The 25,280-nt window shown below is 36.4% G+C and carries 26 protein-coding genes and 3 tRNA genes; 1 reads left to right on the top strand and 28 read right to left on the bottom strand.

The window, feature by feature from the left end; genetic code table 11:
* Positions 1-60: 60 nt before the first annotated feature.
* Positions 61-654 (bottom strand): NUDIX hydrolase, encoded by a 594-nt coding sequence (locus tag HCQ94_RS02090; RefSeq protein WP_166977199.1) that lies wholly within the window; start codon positions 652-654, stop codon positions 61-63.
* Positions 655-871: 217 nt separating this feature from the next.
* Positions 872-1,768: a pyridoxal 5'-phosphate synthase lyase subunit PdxS gene (gene pdxS / locus HCQ94_RS02085; protein WP_166977197.1), complete on the bottom strand. Its 897-nt coding sequence runs from the start codon at positions 1,766-1,768 to the stop codon at positions 872-874.
* 150 nt (positions 1,769-1,918) lie between these two features.
* On the opposite strand from pdxS, the gene yaaA reads away from it, so the two are divergent.
* Positions 1,919-2,662, top strand: a complete 744-nt coding sequence (gene yaaA, locus HCQ94_RS02080) for a peroxide stress protein YaaA (protein ID WP_166982200.1) — start codon at positions 1,919-1,921, stop codon at positions 2,660-2,662.
* Positions 2,663-3,231: 569 nt separating this feature from the next.
* On the opposite strand, the gene pgsA is transcribed toward yaaA, so the two are convergent.
* The 26 genes from pgsA to rpmE form a co-directional block, all read right to left on the bottom strand.
* Entirely contained in the window at positions 3,232-3,852 is a 621-nt protein-coding gene (gene pgsA / locus HCQ94_RS02075; RefSeq protein WP_166981414.1) for a phosphatidylinositol phosphate synthase, read from the bottom strand.
* A complete protein-coding gene (locus HCQ94_RS02070) occupies positions 3,852-4,397 on the bottom strand; it encodes an HIT family protein (protein WP_166977193.1) in 546 nt (181 codons plus the stop codon). The genes pgsA and HCQ94_RS02070 overlap by 1 nt, the downstream gene beginning before the upstream one ends.
* A 22-nt stretch (positions 4,398-4,419) precedes the next feature.
* A complete protein-coding gene (gene thrS, locus HCQ94_RS02065; RefSeq protein WP_166981411.1) occupies positions 4,420-6,429 on the bottom strand; it encodes a threonine--tRNA ligase in 2,010 nt (669 codons plus the stop codon).
* A 284-nt stretch (positions 6,430-6,713) separates the two neighbouring features.
* Positions 6,714-7,313 (bottom strand): hypothetical protein, encoded by a 600-nt coding sequence (locus tag HCQ94_RS02060; RefSeq protein ID WP_166977189.1) that lies wholly within the window; start codon positions 7,311-7,313, stop codon positions 6,714-6,716.
* Between the two features lie 266 nt (positions 7,314-7,579).
* Positions 7,580-7,651 (bottom strand) — tRNA-Val (locus tag HCQ94_RS02055).
* A gap of 1 nt (position 7,652) precedes the next feature.
* A tRNA-Cys gene (locus HCQ94_RS02050) sits at positions 7,653-7,723 on the bottom strand.
* A gap of 31 nt (positions 7,724-7,754) precedes the next feature.
* Positions 7,755-7,827: transfer RNA gene (locus HCQ94_RS02045), tRNA-Gly, on the bottom strand.
* 153 nt (positions 7,828-7,980) lie between these two features.
* Positions 7,981-9,141, bottom strand: a complete 1,161-nt coding sequence (locus HCQ94_RS02040) for a hypothetical protein (protein WP_166981408.1) — start codon at positions 9,139-9,141, stop codon at positions 7,981-7,983.
* Between the two features lie 206 nt (positions 9,142-9,347).
* Positions 9,348-10,703 carry a dipeptidase gene (locus HCQ94_RS02035; RefSeq protein WP_166981405.1) on the bottom strand — a complete coding sequence of 452 codons (1,356 nt, stop codon included), beginning with the start codon at positions 10,701-10,703 and terminating at the stop codon, positions 9,348-9,350.
* A 361-nt stretch (positions 10,704-11,064) separates the two neighbouring features.
* Complete coding sequence (locus tag HCQ94_RS02030; RefSeq protein WP_196373619.1) at positions 11,065-11,361, bottom strand: Rv1322 family protein; 297 nt, start codon at positions 11,359-11,361, stop codon at positions 11,065-11,067.
* A 21-nt stretch (positions 11,362-11,382) separates the two neighbouring features.
* Entirely contained in the window at positions 11,383-12,078 is a 696-nt protein-coding gene (nucS, locus tag HCQ94_RS02025) for an endonuclease NucS (RefSeq protein ID WP_166981401.1), read from the bottom strand.
* Positions 12,079-12,582: 504 nt separating this feature from the next.
* Positions 12,583-13,014 (bottom strand): DUF2550 family protein, encoded by a 432-nt coding sequence (locus HCQ94_RS02020; RefSeq protein WP_166977181.1) that lies wholly within the window; start codon positions 13,012-13,014, stop codon positions 12,583-12,585.
* Positions 13,015-13,026: 12 nt separating this feature from the next.
* A complete protein-coding gene (locus HCQ94_RS02015) occupies positions 13,027-13,284 on the bottom strand; it encodes a F0F1 ATP synthase subunit delta/epsilon (protein ID WP_166977179.1) in 258 nt (85 codons plus the stop codon).
* An 11-nt stretch (positions 13,285-13,295) separates the two neighbouring features.
* A complete protein-coding gene (gene atpD, locus HCQ94_RS02010; protein ID WP_166977991.1) occupies positions 13,296-14,738 on the bottom strand; it encodes a F0F1 ATP synthase subunit beta in 1,443 nt (480 codons plus the stop codon).
* A gap of 32 nt (positions 14,739-14,770) precedes the next feature.
* On the bottom strand, positions 14,771-15,694 hold the full coding sequence (locus HCQ94_RS02005; protein ID WP_166981398.1) for a F0F1 ATP synthase subunit gamma: 924 nt from the start codon (positions 15,692-15,694) through the stop codon (positions 14,771-14,773).
* A gap of 2 nt (positions 15,695-15,696) precedes the next feature.
* The gene (gene atpA, locus HCQ94_RS02000) at positions 15,697-17,322 is read right to left on the bottom strand and encodes a F0F1 ATP synthase subunit alpha (RefSeq protein ID WP_166977175.1); all 1,626 of its coding nucleotides are present in this window, start codon (positions 17,320-17,322) and stop codon (positions 15,697-15,699) included.
* A 13-nt stretch (positions 17,323-17,335) separates the two neighbouring features.
* Positions 17,336-18,151: a F0F1 ATP synthase subunit delta gene (locus HCQ94_RS01995; RefSeq protein WP_166981395.1), complete on the bottom strand. Its 816-nt coding sequence runs from the start codon at positions 18,149-18,151 to the stop codon at positions 17,336-17,338.
* A complete protein-coding gene (locus tag HCQ94_RS01990) occupies positions 18,151-18,696 on the bottom strand; it encodes a F0F1 ATP synthase subunit B (protein ID WP_166981393.1) in 546 nt (181 codons plus the stop codon). Before HCQ94_RS01990 ends, HCQ94_RS01995 begins: the two co-directional genes overlap by 1 nt.
* Positions 18,696-18,902, bottom strand: coding sequence for an ATP synthase F0 subunit C (atpE, locus tag HCQ94_RS01985; RefSeq protein WP_166977169.1), 207 nt, complete (start codon positions 18,900-18,902; stop codon positions 18,696-18,698). The genes HCQ94_RS01990 and atpE overlap by 1 nt, the downstream gene beginning before the upstream one ends.
* A gap of 43 nt (positions 18,903-18,945) precedes the next feature.
* Positions 18,946-19,737 (bottom strand): F0F1 ATP synthase subunit A, encoded by a 792-nt coding sequence (atpB, locus tag HCQ94_RS01980; RefSeq protein WP_166977989.1) that lies wholly within the window; start codon positions 19,735-19,737, stop codon positions 18,946-18,948.
* A gap of 220 nt (positions 19,738-19,957) precedes the next feature.
* Positions 19,958-20,398: a Cg1360 family ATP-synthase-associated protein gene (locus HCQ94_RS01975; protein ID WP_166977167.1), complete on the bottom strand. Its 441-nt coding sequence runs from the start codon at positions 20,396-20,398 to the stop codon at positions 19,958-19,960.
* 22 nt (positions 20,399-20,420) lie between these two features.
* The gene (locus HCQ94_RS01970; protein WP_166977165.1) at positions 20,421-21,536 is read right to left on the bottom strand and encodes an MraY family glycosyltransferase; all 1,116 of its coding nucleotides are present in this window, start codon (positions 21,534-21,536) and stop codon (positions 20,421-20,423) included.
* Between the two features lie 167 nt (positions 21,537-21,703).
* Positions 21,704-22,306 carry an L-threonylcarbamoyladenylate synthase gene (locus tag HCQ94_RS01965; RefSeq protein WP_166981390.1) on the bottom strand — a complete coding sequence of 201 codons (603 nt, stop codon included), beginning with the start codon at positions 22,304-22,306 and terminating at the stop codon, positions 21,704-21,706.
* Positions 22,307-22,360: 54 nt separating this feature from the next.
* A complete protein-coding gene (locus tag HCQ94_RS01960) occupies positions 22,361-23,272 on the bottom strand; it encodes a N5-glutamine methyltransferase family protein (protein ID WP_166981387.1) in 912 nt (303 codons plus the stop codon).
* Between the two features lie 13 nt (positions 23,273-23,285).
* Complete coding sequence (gene prfA, locus HCQ94_RS01955) at positions 23,286-24,377, bottom strand: peptide chain release factor 1 (RefSeq protein ID WP_166981384.1); 1,092 nt, start codon at positions 24,375-24,377, stop codon at positions 23,286-23,288.
* 569 nt (positions 24,378-24,946) lie between these two features.
* Complete coding sequence (gene rpmE / locus HCQ94_RS01950) at positions 24,947-25,156, bottom strand: 50S ribosomal protein L31 (protein ID WP_166977157.1); 210 nt, start codon at positions 25,154-25,156, stop codon at positions 24,947-24,949.
* Positions 25,157-25,280: the final 124 nt, after the last annotated feature.

Below are 25,280 nucleotides of genomic sequence, written 5' to 3'. Positions count from 1 at the left end.
ACACATCGCCCGCATTATACTAAAGCATTCTTTTTCTTTTTACATAATTATTAAAATAACTTATTTACAAACTTTAACGCTATTGTCATAGTCATTTATTTCCCAAGTGTCTAAGTTTTTGAGTAGTAGTTTTTTATTTTCTTTACCAATAGAAGTTTCATTTAGTTTTTGAAGTAATTTTTGATGCACAGACATAAGTATTTCCTCTAGTTTATAAGGATATAAAGTTATTTTTCCTTCAATAACGTTTTTATATAACTCACTTATATTCCACCATTTAACATCATCAATAACGTTTTTCTCGTTCAAAGTAAAGTTAGTAGTATTTATACTAATTTTTTCATCAAGTAAAGCAATATAAATATAGTCACGCTGATACACTGTATGCCTAGTGAAAGAAAACTTACCCTCTCTAACTATAAGTAGTTTCATTAAATCGTTACAAGATTGTAATTTTATACCAGTTTCCTCATACAATTCACGTACAGCACACTGTGATACGGTTTCTTTTTCCTTCGTTCCACCGCCAACTGTAAACCACCAGCTATAGTCTAAATTATCCGCATCATGACCTTTTATAAGCAAAACTTCTCCGTCAAGAGTCATAGGAATTACACGGCCAGCTATTCTATCGGGAACTACATCTTTTTGCATTTATACACTTCTTACAATATATTTACAAAATTAGCCACTACTTAAAGTCTAATACAAGAGTTAAGTAGTGGCTAATTACAAAACTTTTATCGCAGTTCACAAGTAAAACTAAAGCTTTAAAAACTTGAGTTTTGCTTATAAAAAGCTAGAAAGCTATTACAAACATAGTGTTTTAGGGCTAATTTTCTACTAGAAAAATACCTAAAACATATAATTATTACCAGCCTCGTTCAGCCAAACGGTGTGGCACTGGAATGTCATCGACATTGATACCCACCATTGCTTCACCTAGTCCACGTGAGACATCAGCAATAACATTTGGATCACTATAGAAAGTAGTTGCTTTTACAATTGCACGTGCACGTTCAGCTGGATTTCCTGACTTGAAAATACCAGAACCAACAAATACACCTTCAGCACCGAGCTGCATCATCATTGCTGCGTCTGCTGGAGTTGCAATTCCACCTGCTGTAAATAACACTACTGGAAGTTTTCCTGTACGAGCAACTTCAGCAACTAGTTCATAAGGAGCTTGTAGTTCTTTAGCTGCCACATACAATTCATCTTTTGGTAGATTCTGTAGCTTTCGAATTTCACGTCTAATCTGACGCATATGAGTAGTAGCATTTGACACATCACCCGTACCAGCTTCACCCTTTGAACGGATCATAGCTGCACCCTCAGTAATGCGACGTAGTGCTTCACCCAAACACGTAGCACCACATACAAACGGTACATCAAATTGCCATTTATCAATGTGGTTTTCATAGTCAGCGGGAGTCAAAACTTCTGATTCATCAATATAATCTACACCTAAGGATTGTAGAACTTGTGCTTCAACAAAATGTCCAATACGAGCTTTTGCCATAACCGGGATATTTACAGCGTTAATAATACCATCAATCAAATCTGGATCACTCATACGTGCGACACCACCTTGTGCGCGAATATCTGCTGGAACTCTTTCCAGAGCCATAACTGCTACTGCACCAGCATCTTCAGCAATCTTTGCTTGTTCAGGTGTTACCACGTCCATAATGACGCCACCTTTTAACATATCAGCCATTGATCGCTTTACTCTTGTTGTACCAATTACTGTGTTATTTTCAGACATTTTTTCTCCCTTAGTTGTCAAACACTGTTCTTATATAATACTTTTATTTATTTAATGCTGTCTAGTATCTATAATGATTATTTTTACTCATCCTTGTTTTTATAGGGATTTTATTTCTATAATTCATACTAAAATAGTTTTCTTCTAAACATACAAGGAGTAGCCACGAAAGTTCTAATTCCGACTGCTAAGCAATTATCAAGCACAGCCCAAAGTTTTGACACTGTTACTTTGGGTGAAAAAACAAAGAGAATCGTAAATGAGTTGCATTCAAAATCACTAACCGATATAGCCAAACTTTATAAAATAAGCGATAAGCAAGCTGTTGAAGTAAAAAAGTACTTTGAGGATTTATACTCAAATACTTACTCGTGTTATAAGGCTTTGGATTTATTTGATGGGCTAATGTATCGAAATATATGTGTTGATACTTCTAAACCTGAAATACAAGACTTCATTGACTCACACATTTATATAACTTCTTCACTGTACGGAATAATAAATGCTACTGATTTGATTTCTAAACACCGTTTAGATTTTATGCAACCTATAAAAATTGACAACCTTTCACTCAAAAACTACTGGCAAGACAGCTATGATAATTTTATAAAAGACGAAAGCTTAGTAATTTCTTTATTATCTAGTGAGTTCGAAGAAGTATTCTCAAAAGAATGCAGAGATAAGTTCATAAAATTAGTATTTGCCGAGAAAAAAGAAGGAAAACTAAAGATTCACTCCACTATTTCAAAGAAAGCACGTGGAAAATTCTTATCTGAACTAATCAACAAGCAAATAAAAACTATTACAGAAATTAAAACGATTACTTTTGATGGTTTTACCTACTGCAAAGATTTATCAGAAAGTAACAAGTTATTTTTTATCAAAGAATTGTAGGTATAACGAACTACATAATATTTTTATGTTATAAGCTTGGTATGTTTAGCTCATAGATATAACCATATTTGTATCTTAATATTAAACTCACTTATTCGTATAGGTTATAACTTTTATTGTTCCTCTGATAATTATAAGTTGAACATTCAAAAAGTAGACTATCAGTTACAAATACAATGTTTCTTACTATAGTTTTCCTAATAAATTTTTCAACTTTACCTTCAAGCAAAACGAAAAACGTCATTAAAAATCTTATTATTCCAAGATAATATTTAGCAATCTCAGAAGAAAAACTTCAAAACTACTTCTTATATAAACTCATAAGCATAAATTCTAATATATTTACCTTGTACACTTACTTATAAAATAAACAACTAAACTAAAACTATAGTCATAAATACAACAAAGTACTTATACTTACGGTAGTTTAAATAAAATAGGTAAGAAAGACTATCCAACAAAATCGCTCTCTCACGTTACAATCTCATCTCGAGTAAAGCACACAAAACGCACACGAGTATATTTACAAACTAAAACAAAATAGTTACACCAATAATAAAAGTAGAACCTTAGTTATTCGTAGCTAAATGTTTTTTCACATACATTATTCGTTGATAAGTAGTATATGCACTAGCCAAAGCCAAATAGACTAAAGCCAGCAGAATAATCCAATTCCCCAAGCCCATATCGGTAAATCCTAATGCTACAAGAGCAATAACTAGCCTATCCCCTCGCTCAGCAATACCTATTTTAGGTTCAACATTATAAGCCTGTCCCTTGGCACGAGCATATGGAACAGTAGTTGAAAAAACCATCAATATGAGGGAAACAACAAATGTTACGTGTCCAATAACACCGCTCATGTAATAGGCACAGTAAAAGCTTATACTGGCAAAAATAACTCCGTCTGATATACGGTCAAGCACAGAGTCTAAAAAAGCACCATAAGGACCACTGATTCCCATTTTACGAGCTAACATTCCATCAACAGAATCAGAAAATAGTATTACACCGAGTATAATTGCTCCTTGCCAAGCAAAACCCAAAGGAATTGTCAAAACTGCCACTAGACAAGCCAATACTGTACCAAAAATTGTTACAGTATCTGGATGAACTTTTTTCTTGTAAAGGATATTTACAATAGGTGAAAAAATAAAACTAGTAAACTTACGTCCGTGTTGACCTAACATTAATCGACTTGCTCCCAAGTGTTTGCGAATAGTTGTCTTACATCACCCAAAAGCTGAGGTAAGGCTTTAGTCTTAGCAATAATTGGGAAGAAGTTAGCATCCCCTCCCCAACGCGGAACTATATGCTGATGTAAATGAGCCGCAATACCTGCTCCTGCAATAGCTCCTTGATTCATTCCTAAGTTGAAGCCATCAGGTTTATTAGCTACTCGAATTACCCTCATAGCTTTAGCAGTAATTTCACCAAACTCTATACGTTCTTCAAAAGTCAAATCAGTATAATCAGGTATGTGGCGATAAGGAACAACTAGTATATGACCAGAGTTATATGGATACAAATTCATTACCACGTAACAATATTGTCCTCTATAAACTATTAAAGCTTCTTCATCGCTTTTTTCAGGAATAGTGCAAAATGGACAAGCAGACGAATCTTTTGTTTTAGGCTTATTCTCACCACCGATATAAGCCATACGGTGTGGAGTCCATAGCCTATTTGAATCGTCAGGTATCCCTACAAAATCTTGCCCATTTTCAATTTCCATGTCTTTCCTCACATATTTGCAACTATTCAGTCACGTTAGTATCACGATGACTTTCTATAGCTTCAACAATACGATTTATGGCTTCTTCTACTGGGACTTGATTTTCCTGTGAACCATCACGGTACCTAAATGATACGGCGTTAGATTCAACATCTTGTCCACCAGCAATTAGCACGAACGGAACCTTGTCCTTTGAAGCATTACGTATCTTCTTACCGAAACGGTCATCACTTTCGTCAACCTCTACACGTACGCCTTTAGCCTTGAGTTTCTTTGCTATATCGTATAGGTAGTCATTGAAAGTATCAGCAACCGGCACGCAACGAACCTGTACTGGAGCAAGCCAAGCTGGGAAAGAACCAGCATAGTGTTCAATTAACACACCGAAGAAACGCTCAATGGAACCAAATAATGCACGGTGAATCATAACTGGGCGTTTACGCTGACCATCTTTGTCTACATATTCTAAGTCGAACCTTTCAGGTAAGTTGAAATCTAGCTGAATTGTAGACATCTGCCATGTACGACCAATTGCATCACGTGCTTGAACTGAAATTTTTGGCCCATAAAAAGCTGCACCACCTGGATCAGGTACTAATTCTAAACCAGATTCCTTCGCAACTTCTTCCAAAGTACTTGTTGCTTCTTCCCAGATTTCATCGCTTCCTACAAATTTTTCAGGATCTTTTGTAGATAGTTCTAGGTAGAAATCACTCAAACCATAGTCTTTTAATAGTTCCAAAACGAACTGCAATAGTCGAGCTAGTTCATCTCGCATCTGCTCACGTGTACAGTAAATGTGTGAGTCATCTTGTGTAAATCCTCTAGCACGAGTAATACCATGCACAACACCAGACTTTTCGTTACGATACACTGTTCCAAATTCAAACAAACGCAAAGGTAACTCACGATATGAACGAGTGCGTGAACGGAAAATCAAGTTATGCATTGGACAGTTCATTGGTTTTAAATAGTAGTCCTGCCCAGCTTTTTTGATAGTTCCATCTTCATGGTATTCTTCATCCATGTGCATTGCAGGATACATGCCTTCTTTATACCACTGTAGGTGACCAGAAGTTTCAAATAGCTCACCTTTAGTGATATGCGGAGTGTAAACAAACTCGTAACCATCTTCAATATGACGTCTACGTGAATACTCTTCCATTTCCATGCGGATAATTCCGCCCTTTGGATGGAACACTGCAAGACCTGAACCGATTTCATCCGGGAATGAGAATAAATCTAATTCATTACCTAGTTTGCGGTGATCACGTTTTAAAGCTTCTTCGATACGAGTCTTATATGCTACTAACTCGTCCTTAGTTGGCCAAGCTGTACCATAAATACGTTGCAACTGTGGATTTTTTTCACTTCCACGCCAGTATGCAGCAGCTGCACGCATTAGCGAAAATCCGTTACCAATTAATTTTGTATTTGGCAAATGAGGACCACGACACAAGTCTTTCCAAGCAACTTCGCCGTTGCGACGCACGTTGTCATAAATAGTTAGTTCTGCGCCACCAACTTCAACATTGCTATTATCTTCAGAATTAGCGTCAGACTTCAAGCCAATTAACTCTAGTTTGTAAGGTTGATCAGCCAGTTCTTCACATGCTTGTTCCTCAGTTACGACACGGCGCACAAAAGTCTGATTTTCTTTTACAATACGAGCCATAGCTTTTTCGATTTCTTTCAAGCTTTCTGGCGTAAATGATTCCACATTTCCAAAGTCATAGTAAAAACCATCAGTAACTGGTGGACCGATTCCTAAATCAACTTGTGGATTAATTTGTTGCACAGCTTGAGCTAAAACGTGCGCGCATGAGTGACGCAATATATTCAAACCGTCTTCACTATTTATATCAATACCTTCGACTTCATCATTTTCTTTCACAACTGTGCATAAATCTTTAAGTTCACCATTGATACGTAAAGCAACAATATTTTTTTCTTTAGCAAAAATTGTAGTTCCAGTAGTGCCTTCTTCAACAAAACAAGACTTACCATCAATTATTATTTTGTGTTCAGACACGACTACTCCTAAGTTTTCTTTTATCTATTTCGATATTTAATAATAAATACCATTACATATTACTAAAAATAAATGGTTTTTTCATCATAAAACTATAACAACATTTAAACAAAAATATACTTTTAGAAGTAAATATTTAATAAACAAAACTCTAGCATATAAAAATATGTTTTCCGTTTTATACAGAGCGTTCATATTTGTTCCAAATAAGTATTTATTAAAAAGTTTAGGGGGACAAAACATAATGTTTTATCCCCATTTTAAACTATAAATTTCACAGATCTTTACTCTTTTTCAGTGTTATTTTGGTTATTCATCATTTGCTGTTGATTTTGTACCTGCATTTGAGCTAATTGTGTTTGCATCATTCTCATAGTTTGTGCTTCATCGTGTCTTGTCTGTTCTAAATCAGCAAAGACTCTGTTTTGAAATTCGCGAGCAAATTTTTCTAGCTTACTTTTTTCCAGAATAGAAACTGTAACAGCATTTACTCCACCAGCATGGTTTACGACTCTTAGCTGTGCTGGAAAAGTCATAGCTAAAAGCACAGCGCCGAGAGCCATCATTATTAATCCAATTACAAAACTTGAAGTAATCGAGCTAAAACCAGCAATAGCTAACACAATTCCAAAAATAAAGCGTCCAATATGAAATTTTGTTGCAGTATTCACAGAAGCAATTGATTTTAGTGGAATAGTATTTTCCTCGCTTCCTAAAGGAATTACTCCCAACACTGTATTAGGAATCTTATAAACAAAACGAGTAGATGAACACATTAATTCGCCCTTAATATAGGCAGTCAAAAGTGACGGTGAAACCTTGACGCCAGCGACGTTAGACTCACCTGGTGCTAGTTGAAAAGATGTCTCATAGTTATCTGACATTATTCTCCCCTTTGAGTTATAAATTTCATTATTAACCTACCCCCCCCCGCATTTTGTCAAGGAAATATTATTATTTATTTAAATGTTGATTTTTGAATGAAAAATTGTAAAAACTTATCTAGTGTTATGTAATAGAAATAAAAGTATTTTAGCCATATATATAAGAGAGAAAATGAGTTTATCTCATAGATAAATACTTATGTGTTTTGTCTAATAGTTAAAACAAAAAACCTAGCCAATAAAGACTAGGAATATTTGATAATCTGTGGGCGATACTGGGTTCGAACCAGTGACCTCTTCCGTGTCAAGGAAGCGCGCTACCACTGCGCCAATCGCCCGAGGTGGGTACCGGATTCGAACCGGTGTATACGGCTTTGCAGGCCGCTGCCTCGCCTCTCGGCCAACCCACCGCGAGGCTAGCTCCACATAGGGAAACACCTGAGCGGATGACGGGACTCGAACCCGCGACCCTCACCTTGGCAAGGTGATGCTCTACCAACTGAGCCACATCCGCATATTAGACATGCTGAACATCTCGCACTAGAAAATAGTAAGCAAAAAAAATGATTTTTGCAAGCCCTAATCGAAAATATTTATCAAAAAATATAAAAAGAACAACATATATAAAGCATTTATAGGTTTAAGTATGATTATTCACACACTACAGTTATAACTTCCAAGTTACTGATAGAGCAGAACCTAATTTATATAAATCGTCATTCGTAAATCTTGCTTCATAACTAGAATTTACATGATATTCGTTCAATTCAACACGAGACAGCTCCATTTTTTGCGAAACTACAACTAGCGGAACAATAGTATGGTAAAGTTTTTTCTTCAGTATTGGCAATAAAGTTGAATCAACACTTAGTAAATTCAAATCCTTTTCAAACAATATAACAAGGTCGTTTTCGGTAATTCTACTTACAGCTTTGCTCTTTTGTAACACAAAGTTTCTTTCATCAACTAGCTTTATCCCAAGTATCGACAATAAAAAACCTATCGGCGTATTGCTCCCCTTTTGGATACTAGCTCTAGAGATTTTGGATAGCTTTTGCAACTCGTTTATAACACCACTATTTAATACAGACTTTAGCGGAATAAAACTACTTTTTTGAGGAGATGTGTCAGCAATTTTAGAACCTAAAACACTATTTTCACTAAAAGAATTGCTTGAATAACTAAAAGGTAATTTATCTTCAGCATTAGAAACCAAAAAATCAGAATTTCTATAAACCCCTAAAGTAGAAGTATCAATATTTTTCAAAACTCTGTATAAAAAACTAGCTTTATCTTTGTCGCTCAAATCACTATTTTCAAAGTATTCATCTATCCACTTACAAAAATGGTTCACATACTCAAATTTTTCGTTATCTTTGTTACCTAAATAAGCAACGTTATCTTTATTATCTTCTTCCAAATCTGCAAAATAACTTCTTGAATGAGAATTTGTATCATCCAGCCAATAAATACTAGAAAATGCTGAAAAATCAGTATCACATTCACCGTCATCTTCAACACTGCAACAACTCGTAATAAAAGATACATTAGAGGTAAAAGTAGTTTTACTTGTATCTTTTATTTCAAGGCTTTCATTCGTTTTTTCTTCTACACTATCTTTTTTATCTACAGAAGAGGAAACAATATCTAAAAACTCTTCACAAGATAAATTTCTAACGCTTTTCCCTAGTGACTTTCTTAGTTTTTCACTTTCAATATCGAAGTTATATACCTCAAACTCTGTTTCTTTTTCACCCAAACACCAGCCTGCTACGAAACTATCTATGCATTCTTTAGACACATTATTTGAGATACAAAAAACTTTCATACAAAAATTATATCCTACATTGCTCCTAGAGAAGCTGATATACTCATGCACACATTTGTAAAAGTTTTATAAAGCTATCGTATATTTACATAAACTGTTATCCCCCCCTTATAAAACTAAATATACTTTGTTTCCCCTAATTTTTACTCCTAAAATAAAAGCTCCGCATAGTAACTACGGAGCTTTTACAATAAATACGTTCAAAACTATATTTGTTCAGCAATCTTAGCCAATAGCAAAGCTTCAGCCAAAATAACATTTTCTAGTTCACCCAAATGCACAGATTCATTTTCAGAGTGAGCTTGAGTATCTGGATCTTCAACACCAGTAATCAATATTTCAGCTTGAGGAAATACTTCATTGAAATCAGCTAGAAATGGTATAGAACCACCCATACCAGTATTTACGCTGTCAAAATCCCAAGCCTTTGATAACGCCCAATGTGCCTTATCACAAATCGGAGAAGCATTAGCTTTGAAAGATGGACCTAAATCTGGGTTGAAAACTCTAACACTAGCACCAAAAGGAGCATTTTCTTCTAAATGCTTAGTTAGTAACTCAGCAGCTTCATGCATATCTTGACCTGGAGCTATACGCATAGAAAGAACAAAAGTACATTTTGGAGCAATGGTATTTGAAGACATTGCAACAGAAGTAATATCCATACCAATAACACTGATTGCTGGTTTGTACCATAATCTTGCAGCCAAATCACCGGTACCAGCTAGTTTTAGCCCCTCTACAGCTCCAGCACTTGCTCTAAGTTCTTCTTCTGGATAAACAACTTCAGCATCATTAGAAGCCACTAATCCCTTAACAGCAACATCGCCGTTCTCATCATGCAAGGAAGCAATCAAACGTGCAGCTAATACATTAGCATCTAAAATTGGGCCACCATATACACCTGAATGCACAGCATGATCTAGGCATTTTACCTCAACAGTTAGTTCAACTAGTCCACGTAAGCTAGATGTCAAAGATGGCTCCCCAACTTTCCAGTTAGCTGAGTCTGCAACAATAATCACATCAGCATCTAGTTCTGCACGGTAAGTCTGTAAGAAATCACGGAAAGTAGGAGAACCAATTTCTTCTTCACCTTCGATGAATACTTTGACATTTACCCCAAGATTTTCTTTCAGCAAACGAACAGCACCTAAATGTGCAATAATTCCAGCACCGTCATCAGCGCTACCACGACCATATAGACGACCATTTCTTTCTACAGCTTCAAATGGGTCGCTGTCCCAAGTAGCAACATCTCCTGGAGGCTGAACATCGTGGTGAGCATATAGCAATACAGTAGGTGCTGCCTCATCTACTATCAAAGAGCCCACAACAGCTGGTCGACTTTGCTTTCCGTCTTTTGTCTCAGCTTTTAGAATTTTAATGTCCAGACCTTCTTCACTAAAAAGCTTAGCTACAAATTCAGCACTTTCTTGCACATATTTTTGGTCAAAAGAAGATGAAGATACTGATGGAATAGCAACAAAATCCTTCAAAACTTGCACTAGCTCATCAAAGTTAGCATGATTTTTTTCTCTAAGTTCTTCTACTGTGAACATATACTCTCCAATAACAATAGTGACGTATTTTACTAGTTGAAATAACATCTATATAAACAATAAGCATCATTATTATCGAAAACAACTACTTTTTATAAAATTGTGAATATTTTAGTATTTCTATTATATCTTTGGAGCAGCGCTTATCATTTTATTTTCTAAAACACTACATTGTACTTGCTATAAATTTACCTATAAATCCACTAAATCTAACTATATAAGCGTCAAATTCAGATTTGCTAGCATTTTATGACAGGACAAAAACATTTAAAGAAGAGTTTTAATACATATTTGAATGCATATTTTGTTCTATAAAGACACAAACAATACAGTCAAAGAACTTTAGTTATACAACAACGAGCTATTGCGGACGTAAACCACGTTTCCAACAATTACTATGCCAATGTCTACGTTCTTGAGCAGCTCTATCAGCTCCAAAAAAGTGGTCTGTTTCCCATGCAACAATATGTGAAACTCCAGGCAAAATATCTTGCAAACACCCTGGGCAAATATAAGTTTTAGGGCTGGAATTTATGTGTCGTACATTATAACTAGCACCATCGTTACCAGTCTGAACGGACTCAACATAACGCAATCTAGAATAATCTAGCTCTACGTGTTTACCATAAGGACGTTTCTTAGAACGCCTAGGAGACATATTCTCACCCACTTCCACATATCAGAAAAGCTTTCCTTCACTATCATCAATTCCACGCATTGCTTGGTAGTCCAAAATCACACAGCGTATACCTCTATCTTGGGCTAAAGTCCTAGCCTGTGGACGAATCTCTTGAGCCGCAAATATGCCTGTTATTGGAGCTAGCTTTGGATCTCTGTTAAGCAGTTCAAGGTATCTAGTAAGTTGCTCTACACCGTCAATTTCTCCACGGCGTTTAACTTCCACAGCAACATAAGAGCTATTTTCATCTCGTACAAGCAAATCAACTGGACCAATAGGAGTTGGATATTCACGCCTTACTAAAGAAAAACCGCTACCCAAGACCTCAACTTGTTCAGCTAAAAGTTTTTGTAAGTGAGCTTCAACACCATCTTTTATAAGACCTGGATCTTCACCTAAGTCCACTTCAATATTGTCAATTACTTCATGTATTCTAAGTATTAACCTGTCATCACTTTTAGATGATACAACTTGTAAAACTTGTTCCACAGCGTCTTGTACATCTTCTTCACTCAAAGGTACTTCTTCAATTTTACAAGGAGGACTCATCCAGTTTAAGGGTTTATATGATCCACCATCACAATGCACTAATACAGAGCCATCAGCTTTGAACATTACTACCCTTTTAGCTAAAGGCAAATGTGCATCCAGACGCCCTGAATAGTCCACCGAACAGTTAGCAACTAATACCCTCATCGTAATCCTATTTCTCTATTAAATAAGTTTCAGACACTTTATTGTCTTATGCAGCAAATAATTTTCCACAAGAAATAGCCCCACACTATTTATGTATCAAATTTCAACTATTAAACAATAACTCATTAAAAGTTATTTACTCAACTCCTGATTAAAATATTATTTACAAGTCAAAGTAATTATTTTTATTTTATCAGCATATTATAATTCCCATAATGCAATTTAGATTCTAAATTACTAGTACAAAATAAGCACTACGAATCTAAAGTATTTCAAACACAGTGTCTTACTTAATAAGATAAGCACATTTTATATATGTGATAACTTGCAATTAGGTTTATAAAATTTAGCTATACCAATAATTATTTATCTAAAGTTAAATAAAAGTTATGGTATCACAAGAAATAGTTAAATAAGTTCGATAAATTTTTACTAGGTTTTTCACTTTGTATTTTCAAAAGAGCAACTAATATATTTTTTAAATAAAAGAAATAGAAATAAAAGCTAGAAAAATTCTTTAGTTTCAGGAAGCCCAGAATCTAGCCAAGAGATGAATCCTTCATAGTCTTTAATATCCATATATAATGTAAAAGTAAAATCGCGATATTTAAAATTTACAATAACTTTATTTGGATTGAATTCATCAAATAATACATCTTGAGGATCAAAGTGTATCCCTGTTCGCTTCCAACGTAGCTCAGGTGTATTACCAAATCCTATAAGGCGATGCCATGTTAGTTCATAAACGTTATACTGAGCAACACCATTTTGCCATTTTTTAGAATTATTTTCACACCAATTACATTCAAAAGAGCCTGTACGTCTATACAAATGTACGGCTCTAGCACCCAAAAATAGCGAAATAGCTAGTAGTATTGTTAATAGAATAATGATAATACTTGCAACCATTAGCAATACACTAGCTATAACACTCATATTTTGTCCTGTTTAGTTATCTGAAACGTGGTTTACAACAATATTTACAATATCTTGGTCTACAGATAAAATTCCTTCTCCTACAGGTAACTCAATCTTGTCACCTTTAGTAGTATGAATCTGTGCTTTACCAGCAACAACAGTAGCTAAAACTGGCTGGTGTCCCGGCAAAATACCGATACTACCACCACCAGTCATTAAACCAATATAAGTAGCTTGTCCGTACCAAAGTTCTTCTTTATCAGAAACTACTCTTACATCTAGAGCCATAATTACTCCTATTAGGAAAGATCAGCTTGAATCTTTGCCCAATTACGTTCTAGATCCTCAATACCACCAATGTTATAGAATGCTTGTTCAGCAACATGGTCGTATTCACCGTTAGCAATACGTTTGAAAGCTTCAATTGTTTCAGCAACTGGAACAGTAGAACCTTCAACGCCTGTAAACTTAGTAGCCATATACATATTCTGTGACAAGAACTGTTCAATACGACGTGCACGTGCAACGATAACTTTATCTTCTTCAGACAATTCGTCAACACCAAGAATAGCAATAATGTCTTGCAATTCTTTGTTCTTCTGCAAAATTGACTTTACAAGAGTTGCAACTTCGTAGTGTTCTTTACCTACATAGCGAGGGTCCAGAATACGTGATGTTGATGACAAAGGATCCACACATGGATACAAACCACGAGAAGCAATCTCACGAGAAAGCTCAGTCGTAGCATCCAAGTGAGCGAAAGTAGTTGCTGGAGCAGGGTCTGTATAGTCATCAGCTGGCACATAAATAGCCTGCAAAGAGGTAATCGAGTGTCCACGAACTGAGGTAATACGTTCCTGCAAAGCACCCATTTCATCAGCCAAGTTTGGCTGGTAACCCACAGCTGATGGCATACGGCCTAGCAACGTGGATACCTCAGAACCTGCCTGAGTGAAACGGAAAATGTTATCAATGAATAACAAAACGTCTTGATTCTTAACATCACGGAAGTATTCAGCCATAGTCAAAGCTGACAAAGCAATACGCAAACGAGTACCTGGCGGTTCATCCATCTGTCCGAATACCAAAGCTGTCTTTTCAAAAACGCCCGCTTCTTCCATTTCACGGATAAGGTCGTTACCTTCACGAGTACGTTCACCCACACCAGCGAAAACAGAAACACCACCGTGGTCTTGAGCCACACGTTGAATCATTTCCTGAATAAGAACAGTCTTACCAACACCAGCACCACCGAACAAACCAATCTTTCCACCTTGTACGTATGGAGTCAAAAGGTCAATAACCTTGATACCAGTTTCAAACATTTGAGTCTTTGACTCAAGCTGATCAAACTTTGGTGGCTGACGGTGAATTGGCCAACGCTCAGTAATTTCAATTTTTTCACCTGGCTGCGCGTTTAGTATTTCGCCAGTAACGTTGAAAACGTGTCCTTTAGTTACATCACCAACTGGAACACTAATAGGTGCTCCTGTGTCTGTTACCTTTGAACCACGAACCAAACCATCAGTTGGTTTCAAAGCAATTGCGCGTACGATGTTATCGCCAAGGTGCTGAGCAACTTCTAAAGTCATAGTAAATGCTGACTGTTCATTACCCAAGTTAACATCAACTAGCAAAGCATTATACATTGCAGGTAGCTGGTCCGGTGGGAACTCAATATCCACAACTGGACCGATTACACGGGCGATACGGCCTATGCCTGTTTTCTTCTCCTGTGTCATAGTCATGTCTGTTTTTCCTCTATTCGTTCCCATTAGTTCTGGCCTAGTGAATCTGCACCAGAAACAATTTCCGTAATTTCTTGGGTAATTTCAGCTTGTCGAACTGTATTAGCCATACGAGTGTAGTTACGGATCAATTCTTCAGCGTTATCAGTAGCAGTATGCATAGCACGCTGCCTATTAGCTAATTCAGAAGCTGCTGATTGTAGCAAAGCGTTCTTTATCCTGCTCTTTACATACATTGGTAAGACAACTCTGAACACTTCATCAGCTGACGGCTCAAATTCATACAAAGGTGTAGGTTCATGAGCTGATGTACTCATATCAGCATTATCATTTACCTTTGTTTGTTCTGCAGAAACAACTTCCAAAGGTAAAACCTTATGCACTTGAGGAATCTGAGTAACCATTGTCTTAAACCTTGTAAAGACAATATGTACCTGTGCAACACCCTTTGCAGGATCTTCTTCACAGAAATACTCTAATAAAGTCTGAGCGATATCATCAATCATCTCAAAGCTAGGGTTATCAGATTGTCCTTCCCAGCTCTTTTCTGGCTGCCTACCCCTGAAACGGAAGTAGCTTTGAGCCCTACGACCAGAAACAAACAATACTGGTTCTTTTCCTTCTTCACGCAAAGAGTTCAGCAATTTTTCAGTCTCACGCAAAATAGTTGCTGAGTATGCACCTGCCATACCTCTGTCTGAAGTTACTACAAGGACTGCGACCCTGTTAGTATCTGTACGAGGTCTTGTCAATGGATGATCAAAATTGCAGTGCTGTGATAAAGCTTGAACAGCGTGTGTTAAAGCTAAATCGTAAGGTCCAGATTGTTGAGCTAGAGTGCGTGCTTTGCCGATTCTAGAAGCAGCTATAAGTTCCATTGCACGAAACACTTTAGCTAGTGTTTGTGTAGACCTTATTCGTTGCTTATATATTCGTTGTTGCCCGCTCACGATTAGCCTCGCTTATTACTTACGATTTGCTCAGAAGAAAATTCAGCTTCTGTTTCAACTTCGCTAACAGAGTTGTTATTTGGAATAACTAGAAAATTCTTTGTATATTCGCTAACAGCTGCTTTCAACTTCTCTTCTGTTTCATCGTCTAGTACGTTAGTTTCAGCCAAGATTTTAGCTACATCAGTATTAGATTTTACATAGTCAAGCAAGCCATGTTCATATTTGCTGACCTCAGCTACTTCAACTTCATCCAGGTAACCATTTGTACCAGCCCAAATAGAGATAACTTGATCTTCTACTGGATAAGGAGTGGACTGTGGCTGCTTCAAAAGTTCCATTAGTCTAGCACCACGCTGTAGCTGTTGACGTGTAGTTGCATCAAGGTCTGATGCGAACATCGCAAAGGCTGCCATTGAGCGGTATTGAGCTAGAGTTAGCTTCAAAGTACCAGCAACTTTCTTCATAGCTTTCACCTGCGCGTCACCACCAACACGTGAAACAGAAATACCTACGTCAACTGCTGGACGCTGGTTAGCGTTGAACAAATCTGACTGCAAGAAAATCTGACCGTCTGTAATAGAGATAACGTTTGTTGGAATATATGCTGAAACGTCATTAGCTTTTGTCTCAATCATTGGCAAACCTGTCATTGAACCTCCTCCGAGTTCATCTGATAGCTTTGCACAACGTTCTAGCAAACGTGAGTGTAGGTAGAAAACATCCCCTGGGTATGCTTCACGACCTGGTGGACGGCGTAGCAACAAAGAAACAGCACGGTATGCTTCAGCTTGTTTTGTCAAGTCATCAAATACAATCAAAACGTGCTTTCCTTGATACATCCAATGCTGTCCTATAGCAGAACCAGTATAAGGTGCCAAATATTTGAAACCTGCTGAGTCAGAAGACGGTGATGCAACAATTGTTGTATACTCCATTGCCCCTGCTTCTTCTAAAGCACCGCGTACTGAAGCAATTGTTGAACCTTTTTGTCCAATTGCAACATAAATACAGCGTACCTGTTTCTGAGGATCTCCACTCAACCAGTTTTCACGCTGATTCAAAATAGTATCCAGAGCGATAGCTGTTTTACCTGTTTGACGGTCACCAATAATTAGCTGACGCTGTCCACGACCAATTGGAATCATTGAGTCTATAGCTTTCAAACCTGTCTGCAAAGGTTCATGCACAGACTTACGCATCATTACGCCTGGTGCCTGTAATTCCAAAGGACGACGTTCATCTATATCAGTGATTTCCCCTAGTCCATCAATTGGATTTCCTAGCGGATCAACAACACGTCCCAAATACCCGTCACCTACTGGTACTGAAAGAACTTCACCGGTGCGACGTACTTCGTCACCTTCTTCAATATTTGAAAAGTCACCTAAAACGACAACACCAATTGAACGAACATCAAGGTTCATTGCTATCCCCAGAGTTCCATCTGAGAACTTTAGGAGTTCATTAGCCATAGTGCCTGGTAAACCTTCAACTTCGGCAATACCATCAGCAGTCATAATAACGCGGCCAATTTCATCTTTAGCAACACGGCTTGGTTCGTAAGAATTTACGAAATCATCTAAAGCTGCACGTATATCTTCGGGTTTAATCGATAGTTCAGACATTAGTCTTCCTAATTTATGAGGCTAAACGCTGACGGGCCTGCTCCATTGAAGAAAGCAAAGAACCATCAATCATTGTTTGGCCTATACGAATACGAATACCACCGATAAGTTCTTTATCGATTACTTCATTAATAATTACTTGTTTTCCATAAGCTTTCTGTAGAATACTTTCAAGACGCACTTTTTGTTGCTCAGTCATAGGAGCTACTACAGTTACAACGGCTAAGAGGTGATTAGCGTGTCCTGCCACTAACTCGGCAAGTCCTCTAATATATACGCTCAGCCCCGCACGTTTAGTATGTACAACAGCACGTTTTAGCATTAATACAGAAAGAGCATCTATTTCGCTAGCAAATACTTTATCAACCAAATTTACACGATCTTTAACACTGTAAGTGCGAAGATCTGTCAAAGTATTACGTAAAGAAGGATTTTTCTTTAAAGTACCTATGACAGCAAATAGATCACTTTGAACTTTATGAAGTTTGTCTTCACTTTCTGCATATAGCATTATTGCTTCAATGCCTAGTGTTTCCAAAGCTTCTAACAAGTCAGCATCTTTTGTCCATCTAAGCTCTGCCAAAGCACAAAGTATCTGTACACTAGCTTTATTTATAGAGTCAGATAGTAGTTTTTCGACAAAACTAACCTTGTCCCCGGCACTGCGTGAAGGATCAGTTACGGCTCGCAATAATGGAGTATTTTCAGCAAAGAGCTTTTCAACAGCAAATAAATCTTCACTAATAACAAGAGCATTGTCACTAGCATTAACTATTGAAGTAAATATCGGCGAAAATTGAGCTAAAGCTCTTTTAACATGCAAACGCATTATGACTCCTTTTTAGAAGGAATACGCTCTAAATCATCCAAAAAACGGTCTATAACACGAGCAGATAATTCTTCGTTTTGAAGATGTTCACCAACGATTTTATCTGCTAGTTCACATGCAAGCATTCCTACCTCTGAACGTAAACTAATCTGTGATAGCTGGTATTCAGATTGAATTTGTCTCTGTGCTGCTTCAATAATACGTTCAGCTTCAAGTTTTGCTTGTGCTTTAGCTGAATCAATTATGTTTCTAGCATCAGTATGAGCTTTTTCACGAATCTGTGTAGCTTCTTCGAAAGAACGAATTTTTTCTTCTTCAAGTTCACGCTTGACTATAGCTACTTCTTCTTTAGCTACCTTAGACGCATTAATACCAGCCTCAATTTTCTCAGTTCGTTCTTGGATAACCGAGTTAAACTTAGGCAAAACTTTTCGTAGTACTAGTGCCAAAACAGCCATACAGATAAGGGAATAAACCATATCTGGTACTGTTGGCAACAAAATGTTGTGCCCAGAAGATAGTGGTAATAATAAGTAAGTAAACATTAGAACATGAAACCTGCAGCAATACCGATAAGTGCCAATGCTTCAGTGAACGCGATACCAATAAACATGTTCACTTTCAAGCTACTTGCTAGTTCAGGCTGGCGTGCAATAGCTTGGTTTGTGTGACCAACAATAATACCAATACCAACACCTGGACCGATTGCAGCTAGACCATATCCGACTGCCATTAGGCTACCTGTAACCATATTCTTTTCCTTTTCGTATATGTTTTACACCTGTATTTTATGTTTAGTGTTCCACCGACAACTGCACATATACAGCTGATAGTAGAGCAAAGATATATGCTTGCAATGCTGCAACAAAAATTTCAAAAGCATAAATAGCTATAGACAGTGCCATAGTTATTGGTGCTAAAGCTGTATAAATACTTAGAGAGAATATGAAAATATTTGTTGCGATAAAGAACAAAACAAGAAGTAAGTGTCCAGCAATCATGTTAGCCAGTAGACGGATAACAAGAGTAAATGGACGAACAATAAAGGTTGAGAAGAACTCAATCAAAATAAATAGCGGATAAAGTATTTTTGGAATATCTGGAAGTATAAGTTGTGATTTAAAGAATTTACCAACACCGTTTACACGTATTCCAATATAAATAAATGCAACATAAGAAACTATCGCATAAACCAAAGGAATACCTACAACACTAGATCCAGCAATATTTAGCCCCGGAATAATACCTGTAATATTCATGGAAAAAATACCTAAGAATATGAAAGTAATAAGAGGGGTAACTGTATCAGCTATCTTCTTAGACTGAATAATTTCACAAACAATATTTTTTCTTACAAATTCAAAAACCATTTCGACTAAAACTTGTGCACGCGATGGTATTACTTTAGCTTTAGAAGATGCCAAAAGTAATATTATTGATACAACAGTTACTGATATCAAACGAACCAACATCACGCGGTTTAGTTCGAAAGGAGTCCCTTCAAATAAAATTGCAGGTGGAAAAAATTCATCAACGCTAATTGAATCTAATCCATCGCTAAGTGGGACTAGATAAGGAGTAATCATACCTAACAAAAGGTACCTCCTATTAATTCGCCATTGAGCATTATTTCCTCTCCATGACCCCAACCTTTGGAAGTCACGAACACATATTTGTGCTCTAAATTGTTATAGCATAAATCTGTATCTAGAAACAAGTAATGAAAAGCACTTACATACATTATAAATACAAAATAGTCCTAAATAACTAATGTACGGTCGTATATGAAAAATATCTAATACCTTTTTAAACGTATCTAAATTTCGTTTTAGTTAAGAAATATATTTCAATAAAAGAACCTAATAACATGCTAATTATTAAAGTAATTGAAAAAATGTGTGCATTCACATTCATATAGTTACGTATTAAGAACAAGAAAACAATGATAAAAATTATTTTTATTAAGAATGCGAAAAGAACTAATCCACCTATCAAAGAGTGATTTTTAACACTCAATTTTATAACTAAGATAGTAACAGACATCAAAACGATAAATCCTAAAGTAGCGAGTAAAACAGACTCGATACCTCTAAATCCATCAAAATAATATGCAATAAGGCTACCGAATACTAAAATCGTCACCAACAGAACGAGCATTGTTGTAAAAATTTTTCTAACAGCTTTTAGCATTTGTCGATCATTGTGACTTATGCTCTTTACTCCATCACGAATACTATCATCGACCATTTTTATTCCTGCCTTATATTTCCTATTTTTTATTGAACTTTGATAAGATTTTATTTCTAAGTAGTGGAGCTGAAAACAAAGTATAAACTAAGGCTAAGACTATCATTGGTAGCCATACGCCTATCCAAATTTGACCCGGTAAGAACAAAAGTGAACAACTTCCAAAAGAAACAACGATACACCATATATACATGACTAGAACTACATGACGATGACTATATCCTAAGCTAAGCAAACGATGGTGAATATGCAGTCTATCAGCATGGAAAGGTGATTTTCCTGCCTTTATTCTCCTTACAACTGCCATAGTCATATCAATTAAAGGAATTAACATTACAGTTAAAGGTAAAAGAATTGGAATAAAAGCCGCAAAAGTTTGTCTCGGTAACATAACTGCTGGGTTAATCTGACCTGTCACAAGAATAGTTGCACTTGCTGTAACTAATCCCAAAATCATCGATCCACAGTCACCCATGAATATAGAGGCAGGGTTAAAATTATGAGGTAAAAATCCTACACACACACCTAATAGAGCAATTATTACAACAGAAGCTAAAGAGGCATATGAGTGACCTCCCACTACCCTGGTCAAAACGTAAGAATAAATGAAGAAAGCTAAAGAACCAATAGCAATCATTCCAGAGGCTAAACCGTCTAATCCATCGACAAAATTCACAGCGTTCATTGCTAATATAATTAGGAAAATCGTTGCTATAAGTGATAGGCGTGAAGAACCAATAGTTAAACCATATATCGGGAAAGAAGTAATTTGTATCCCCATCCAAGCCATTATGCCAGCTATCAGCACTTGACCTGCGAGTTTAGTTACCCAGTCTAATTCCCAAATATCGTCAATTACGCCTAATAAACAGACAGCCCCACTTCCAAAAAGTATTGCCCAAGCTTCAGAAGTTTTGAAGACTTCTTCTAGAAAAGGAATATGACTGGCAACTATAAAAGATACAAAAATACCAGCAAAAATTGCTACACCACCAAAACGAGGTATAGGAACTGTGTGAACATCACGATCGCGTACTGGGGTGAGAGCTTTTGTAGCAAGGGCAAAATGACGCACCATAGGAGTAGTCAAGTATGTGACGCTACAGGCAATCAAAAATATGAGCAAATAAACTCTCACACTATTTCCAATCAATACTTCAAAACATATTTCACAAAGTTTCTACGAAACACTATAGACTAATTTTAGTTAATTAGCACATATTTATCCGTGTAATACAAACTATTATTATCATATAAAAATAAAATCAGTATTTATAGTTTACCGCTTATTATACCTATTTAAATCTAATTTACATCAGGTAAAAATTTTTCCAAATCTTTCTTAGTAATAACACCTAATCGTAATATTTTTATGGGGGTTGTAGTCAAATCCACTATAGTGGAACTAACTCCTAAAGGAGAGGCTCCTCCATCTACATAAGCTTGAACTGTGTCGCCGAAATACTGTACTGCTTCTTGCACATTCAACGCTGGTGGGCAAGAAGTCAAATTGGCACTCGTAACAGCTAAAGGTCCAGCTAATTCTAAAATTTTCAAAGCTATTTCACTATCAGGCATACGTAGTGCAACCGTTGAGTTAGTTTCGCTTAAATCCCAATCTGTACTTTTTTTCATTGACAACACTACAGTTAGTGGACCTGGCCAAAACTCTTGCAAAAGAGGAATAAATTTTTCATCTAGTTCGGCTATTTGCTTAGCTTGGTCAATTCCTGACACTAAAACAGGAGGTGGTTTGTGCTTACCCCTACCCTTAGCTTGTAAAATGGATTCTATATTTTCAGGTTTTTTCGGGCTAGCTCCAATACCATAAACAGTATCAGTAGGCAAAACAATCAACTTGTCGTTTTTTATTGCTTCAACTGCTTGCTCAATACTAGAATATTTCATTTGAAACTCCATTTTATGTGCCTATTCTTAGAAAATTTCTTGACTAAAAATAAGCTAGTAAATAGCCTTTATAAATCTAGGATACCCGTTCAAATCATTCATAGGTTCTGTTGTAGAAAAATTTTTTCCTTTTATATACTCACATAGTTCTTCTTGGTGGGTATCATCATGCTCTATTACGAATAAACCACCTTTTTTTAAAAGTTTAGCTGCCACATCAACAATTTTTCTAGGGATATACAATCCCTTATCATCTCCCCCGTATAAAGCTATTTTAGGGTCATAAGAAACTTCATTATCAAATACCCTATTACTCGGAATATAAGGAGGATTTGAGACAACACAGTCAAAGCTACCTAGAATAACATTGTCCTTTATCCCGTAAGTATTTACCCAAGATGTACTAGTAGCATCATCATGGATAATCTTAACTTTATTGCCATATTTGAGATTATTTTGCTCAGCTACGGCAATAGCTTCAGGGGAAATTTCCACAGCAAATACATCCGTGTTTTCAATTTCACTCGCGATAGAAATAGCAATATTTCCACTACCTGTACATAAATCAACTACCTTCATTTTAGGCAAAGCAAAATCTATATTGTCTTTTGTATGTAAAGTTTTGTCTAGAAAAACGCTATTTTTTCTAACTGAACTTACGTAGTCAATAACGTAGTCAACTATAAGTTCTGTTTCAGGACGAGCAATAAAAGCGTCTTTACTGGAAAAAAGTTCCAAATATCTAAAATTAACTTTCCCTAAAATATGCTGTAATGGCACCTTTTGTAAGCGTTTAGATATTAAAGAATTGTACAACTCTAATTGTTCTGGCAAGAAATTATCAGCTAAATATAAAGGCTTACCTAAACAATACTCAGCAATACGAACAGCACTTATATTGAAATCAACAATGCCTCTATCACGCAGTAATGCACTAGCCTTAGCGATAATTTCCCTATTATTCATTGCTACTACATTGTTATTCGTTATTTCCAGCGTTAGCTAGTCTTTCTTTTTCGTCCATCTCGACACATGAACGCACAATTGCTTCCAAGTCACCGTCAATTACCTGATCCAAATTGTAAGCCTTATAACCTGTACGGTGGTCAACAATTCTGTTTTCAGGGAAATTATATGTGCGAATACGCTCTGAGCGGTCAACTGTACGAACCTGTGAATGACGTGCCTGTGCTGCTTCAGCCGCACGCTTAGCTTCCTGTTCAGCAAGTAATCTGGCACGCAAAACACGCATACCAGCCTCTTTATTTTGGAGCTGAGACTTTTCGTTTTGCATAGCTACAACAATACCTGTAGGTATGTGTGTGATACGTACAGCTGAGTCAGTAGTATTCACAGACTGACCTCCAGGGCCTGAAGAACGATAAACGTCGATTCTCAAATCATTTGGATCGATTTCTATTTCGCCAGTTTCTTCAGCTTCAGGCATGACTAACACACCTGCTGCTGATGTATGAATGCGTCCCTGAGATTCTGTAGCTGGTACACGCTGAACACGGTGCACACCACCTTCAAATTTCATCTGAGCCCAGACACCATCTTCTGGAGCAACTTCACCTTTGGATTTAATAGCTATTTGTACATCTTTATAGCCACCCAAATCTGAGTCAGTGCTTGATAAAACTTCTGTAGTCCAGCCTTTGCGCTCAGCATATCTCAAATACATACGTAGCAAGTCAGCAGCAAACAGTGCCGATTCAGCGCCACCTTCACCAGCTTTGATTTCCATAAGAATATCACGAGCATCAGCTTCATCACGTGGAGCTAGAACTTTTCTAAGTACATCGTAAGCTTTCTCATATTCTTCTTCGAGGGCTGGTAGTTCTTGAGCAAAGCTTTCGTCTTCAGTAGCTAGTTCTTTAGCAGCTTCTAGGTCATCAACTGTTTGGTAATACTTCTTCGCAGCAGCAGCAATACGTCCAAGCTGTGCATAACGTCTACCAAGAGTACGAGCTTTAGTGCGGTCATTATGTACATCAGGATCAGCTAAAGCTTTTTCAACTTCATCGTATTCTTTAAGAAGATCTCCAACTGCACCAAATTCTTCACTCATATTTCCTACTCAATTCGCAATACATATATACTCAATAATTTTACACAAATACTAAAAAATTATATCCCAATAATAATACTCAAGATAGTTTATTTTGAATATTATACTTACAACGATACTTTTAAAATGCAAATACACCAATTTTATTATCATTGTTATCAAAATACTAATAAATATTTATCAACTATATGTCCTCATTGGGTGTATAACTTTATCTTAAAAATTGAGTAAATTATTTATTTCCATAGCACTTTTTATACTTTTATACTACTAAAGTTGATTTAGTCTATATACTACACGCCAGTATTTTTCAGGTAAGTAATAAAGGAACTTATTATAAAAGTTACTTTCAGTATTTTGCGTTACTTTGTATTCTCAAATAGCATATTAGATTTATAAAACTCTATCTTATACTAAATAAACATGATAAATCCAGACAAGATAAATACATTTTCCCTATACAACATAGTAAAGGGATATAATTACAATCTTTAGTGTGAAAACAAAAAAATGAAATTAAAATAAAATTTTGGCACCAATACTTTTAAAGTATCAGTGCCAAAGCAAAACTACTTACGTTTACCGTAACGAGCTTCGAAACGAGCAACACGACCACCAGTATCAAGAATCTTCTGCTTACCAGTGTAGAAAGGATGGCATGCTGAGCATACATCTGCACGCATCTCACCTGAAGTTAGTGTTGAACGTGTTTTAAATGTGTTACCACATGTACAAGTAACTGTGGTTTCAACATATTCTGGGTGAATACCCTTTTTCATGGTTTCTCCTTGTATTAGAAGGGAACTGGGTCCAAAGTTGTTGGCTTCGGTGAAGCAGTTCCTAAGGCATCTTGCCAAAAAACAATTTTGCCATTTTTAGAAAAATTTTCAAGTTTTAAAGTAG

The organism is Actinomyces sp. zg-332 (genome assembly GCF_011751945.2).
Lineage (GTDB): Bacteria > Actinomycetota > Actinomycetes > Actinomycetales > Actinomycetaceae > ZJ293.
Note: the sequence above shows the minus strand (reverse complement) of the source record. Positions and strands in the feature narration are given on the sequence as shown.

What these genes read in the sequence shown, in the direction of transcription:
- HCQ94_RS02070 (WP_166977193.1), bottom strand. Translation starts at nt 4,397, where the DNA reads ATGGAAATTGAAAATGGGCAAGATTTTGTAGGGATACCTGACGATTCA.
- atpD (WP_166977991.1), bottom strand. Translation starts at nt 14,738, where the DNA reads ATGACACAGGAGAAGAAAACAGGCATAGGCCGTATCGCCCGTGTAATC.
- HCQ94_RS02030 (WP_196373619.1), bottom strand. Translation starts at nt 11,361, where the DNA reads ATGTCTCCTAGGCGTTCTAAGAAACGTCCTTATGGTAAACACGTAGAG.
- HCQ94_RS01975 (WP_166977167.1), bottom strand. Translation starts at nt 20,398, where the DNA reads ATGGTCGATGATAGTATTCGTGATGGAGTAAAGAGCATAAGTCACAAT.
- HCQ94_RS02040 (WP_166981408.1), bottom strand. Translation starts at nt 9,141, where the DNA reads ATGAAAGTTTTTTGTATCTCAAATAATGTGTCTAAAGAATGCATAGAT.
- rpmE (WP_166977157.1), bottom strand. Translation starts at nt 25,156, where the DNA reads ATGAAAAAGGGTATTCACCCAGAATATGTTGAAACCACAGTTACTTGT.
- pgsA (WP_166981414.1), bottom strand. Translation starts at nt 3,852, where the DNA reads ATGTTAGGTCAACACGGACGTAAGTTTACTAGTTTTATTTTTTCACCT.
- HCQ94_RS02035 (WP_166981405.1), bottom strand. Translation starts at nt 10,703, where the DNA reads ATGTTCACAGTAGAAGAACTTAGAGAAAAAAATCATGCTAACTTTGAT.
- HCQ94_RS01960 (WP_166981387.1), bottom strand. Translation starts at nt 23,272, where the DNA reads ATGAATAATAGGGAAATTATCGCTAAGGCTAGTGCATTACTGCGTGAT.
- atpA (WP_166977175.1), bottom strand. Translation starts at nt 17,322, where the DNA reads ATGTCTGAACTATCGATTAAACCCGAAGATATACGTGCAGCTTTAGAT.
- HCQ94_RS02060 (WP_166977189.1), bottom strand. Translation starts at nt 7,313, where the DNA reads ATGTCAGATAACTATGAGACATCTTTTCAACTAGCACCAGGTGAGTCT.
- HCQ94_RS02015 (WP_166977179.1), bottom strand. Translation starts at nt 13,284, where the DNA reads ATGGCTCTAGATGTAAGAGTAGTTTCTGATAAAGAAGAACTTTGGTAC.
- nucS (WP_166981401.1), bottom strand. Translation starts at nt 12,078, where the DNA reads ATGAGGGTATTAGTTGCTAACTGTTCGGTGGACTATTCAGGGCGTCTG.
- HCQ94_RS01990 (WP_166981393.1), bottom strand. Translation starts at nt 18,696, where the DNA reads ATGTTTACTTACTTATTATTACCACTATCTTCTGGGCACAACATTTTG.
- HCQ94_RS01965 (WP_166981390.1), bottom strand. Translation starts at nt 22,306, where the DNA reads ATGAAATATTCTAGTATTGAGCAAGCAGTTGAAGCAATAAAAAACGAC.
- atpB (WP_166977989.1), bottom strand. Translation starts at nt 19,737, where the DNA reads ATGATTACTCCTTATCTAGTCCCACTTAGCGATGGATTAGATTCAATT.
- prfA (WP_166981384.1), bottom strand. Translation starts at nt 24,377, where the DNA reads ATGAGTGAAGAATTTGGTGCAGTTGGAGATCTTCTTAAAGAATACGAT.
- atpE (WP_166977169.1), bottom strand. Translation starts at nt 18,902, where the DNA reads ATGGTTACAGGTAGCCTAATGGCAGTCGGATATGGTCTAGCTGCAATC.
- HCQ94_RS02090 (WP_166977199.1), bottom strand. Translation starts at nt 654, where the DNA reads ATGCAAAAAGATGTAGTTCCCGATAGAATAGCTGGCCGTGTAATTCCT.
- HCQ94_RS02020 (WP_166977181.1), bottom strand. Translation starts at nt 13,014, where the DNA reads ATGAGTGTTATAGCTAGTGTATTGCTAATGGTTGCAAGTATTATCATT.
- HCQ94_RS01995 (WP_166981395.1), bottom strand. Translation starts at nt 18,151, where the DNA reads ATGCGTTTGCATGTTAAAAGAGCTTTAGCTCAATTTTCGCCGATATTT.
- pdxS (WP_166977197.1), bottom strand. Translation starts at nt 1,768, where the DNA reads ATGTCTGAAAATAACACAGTAATTGGTACAACAAGAGTAAAGCGATCA.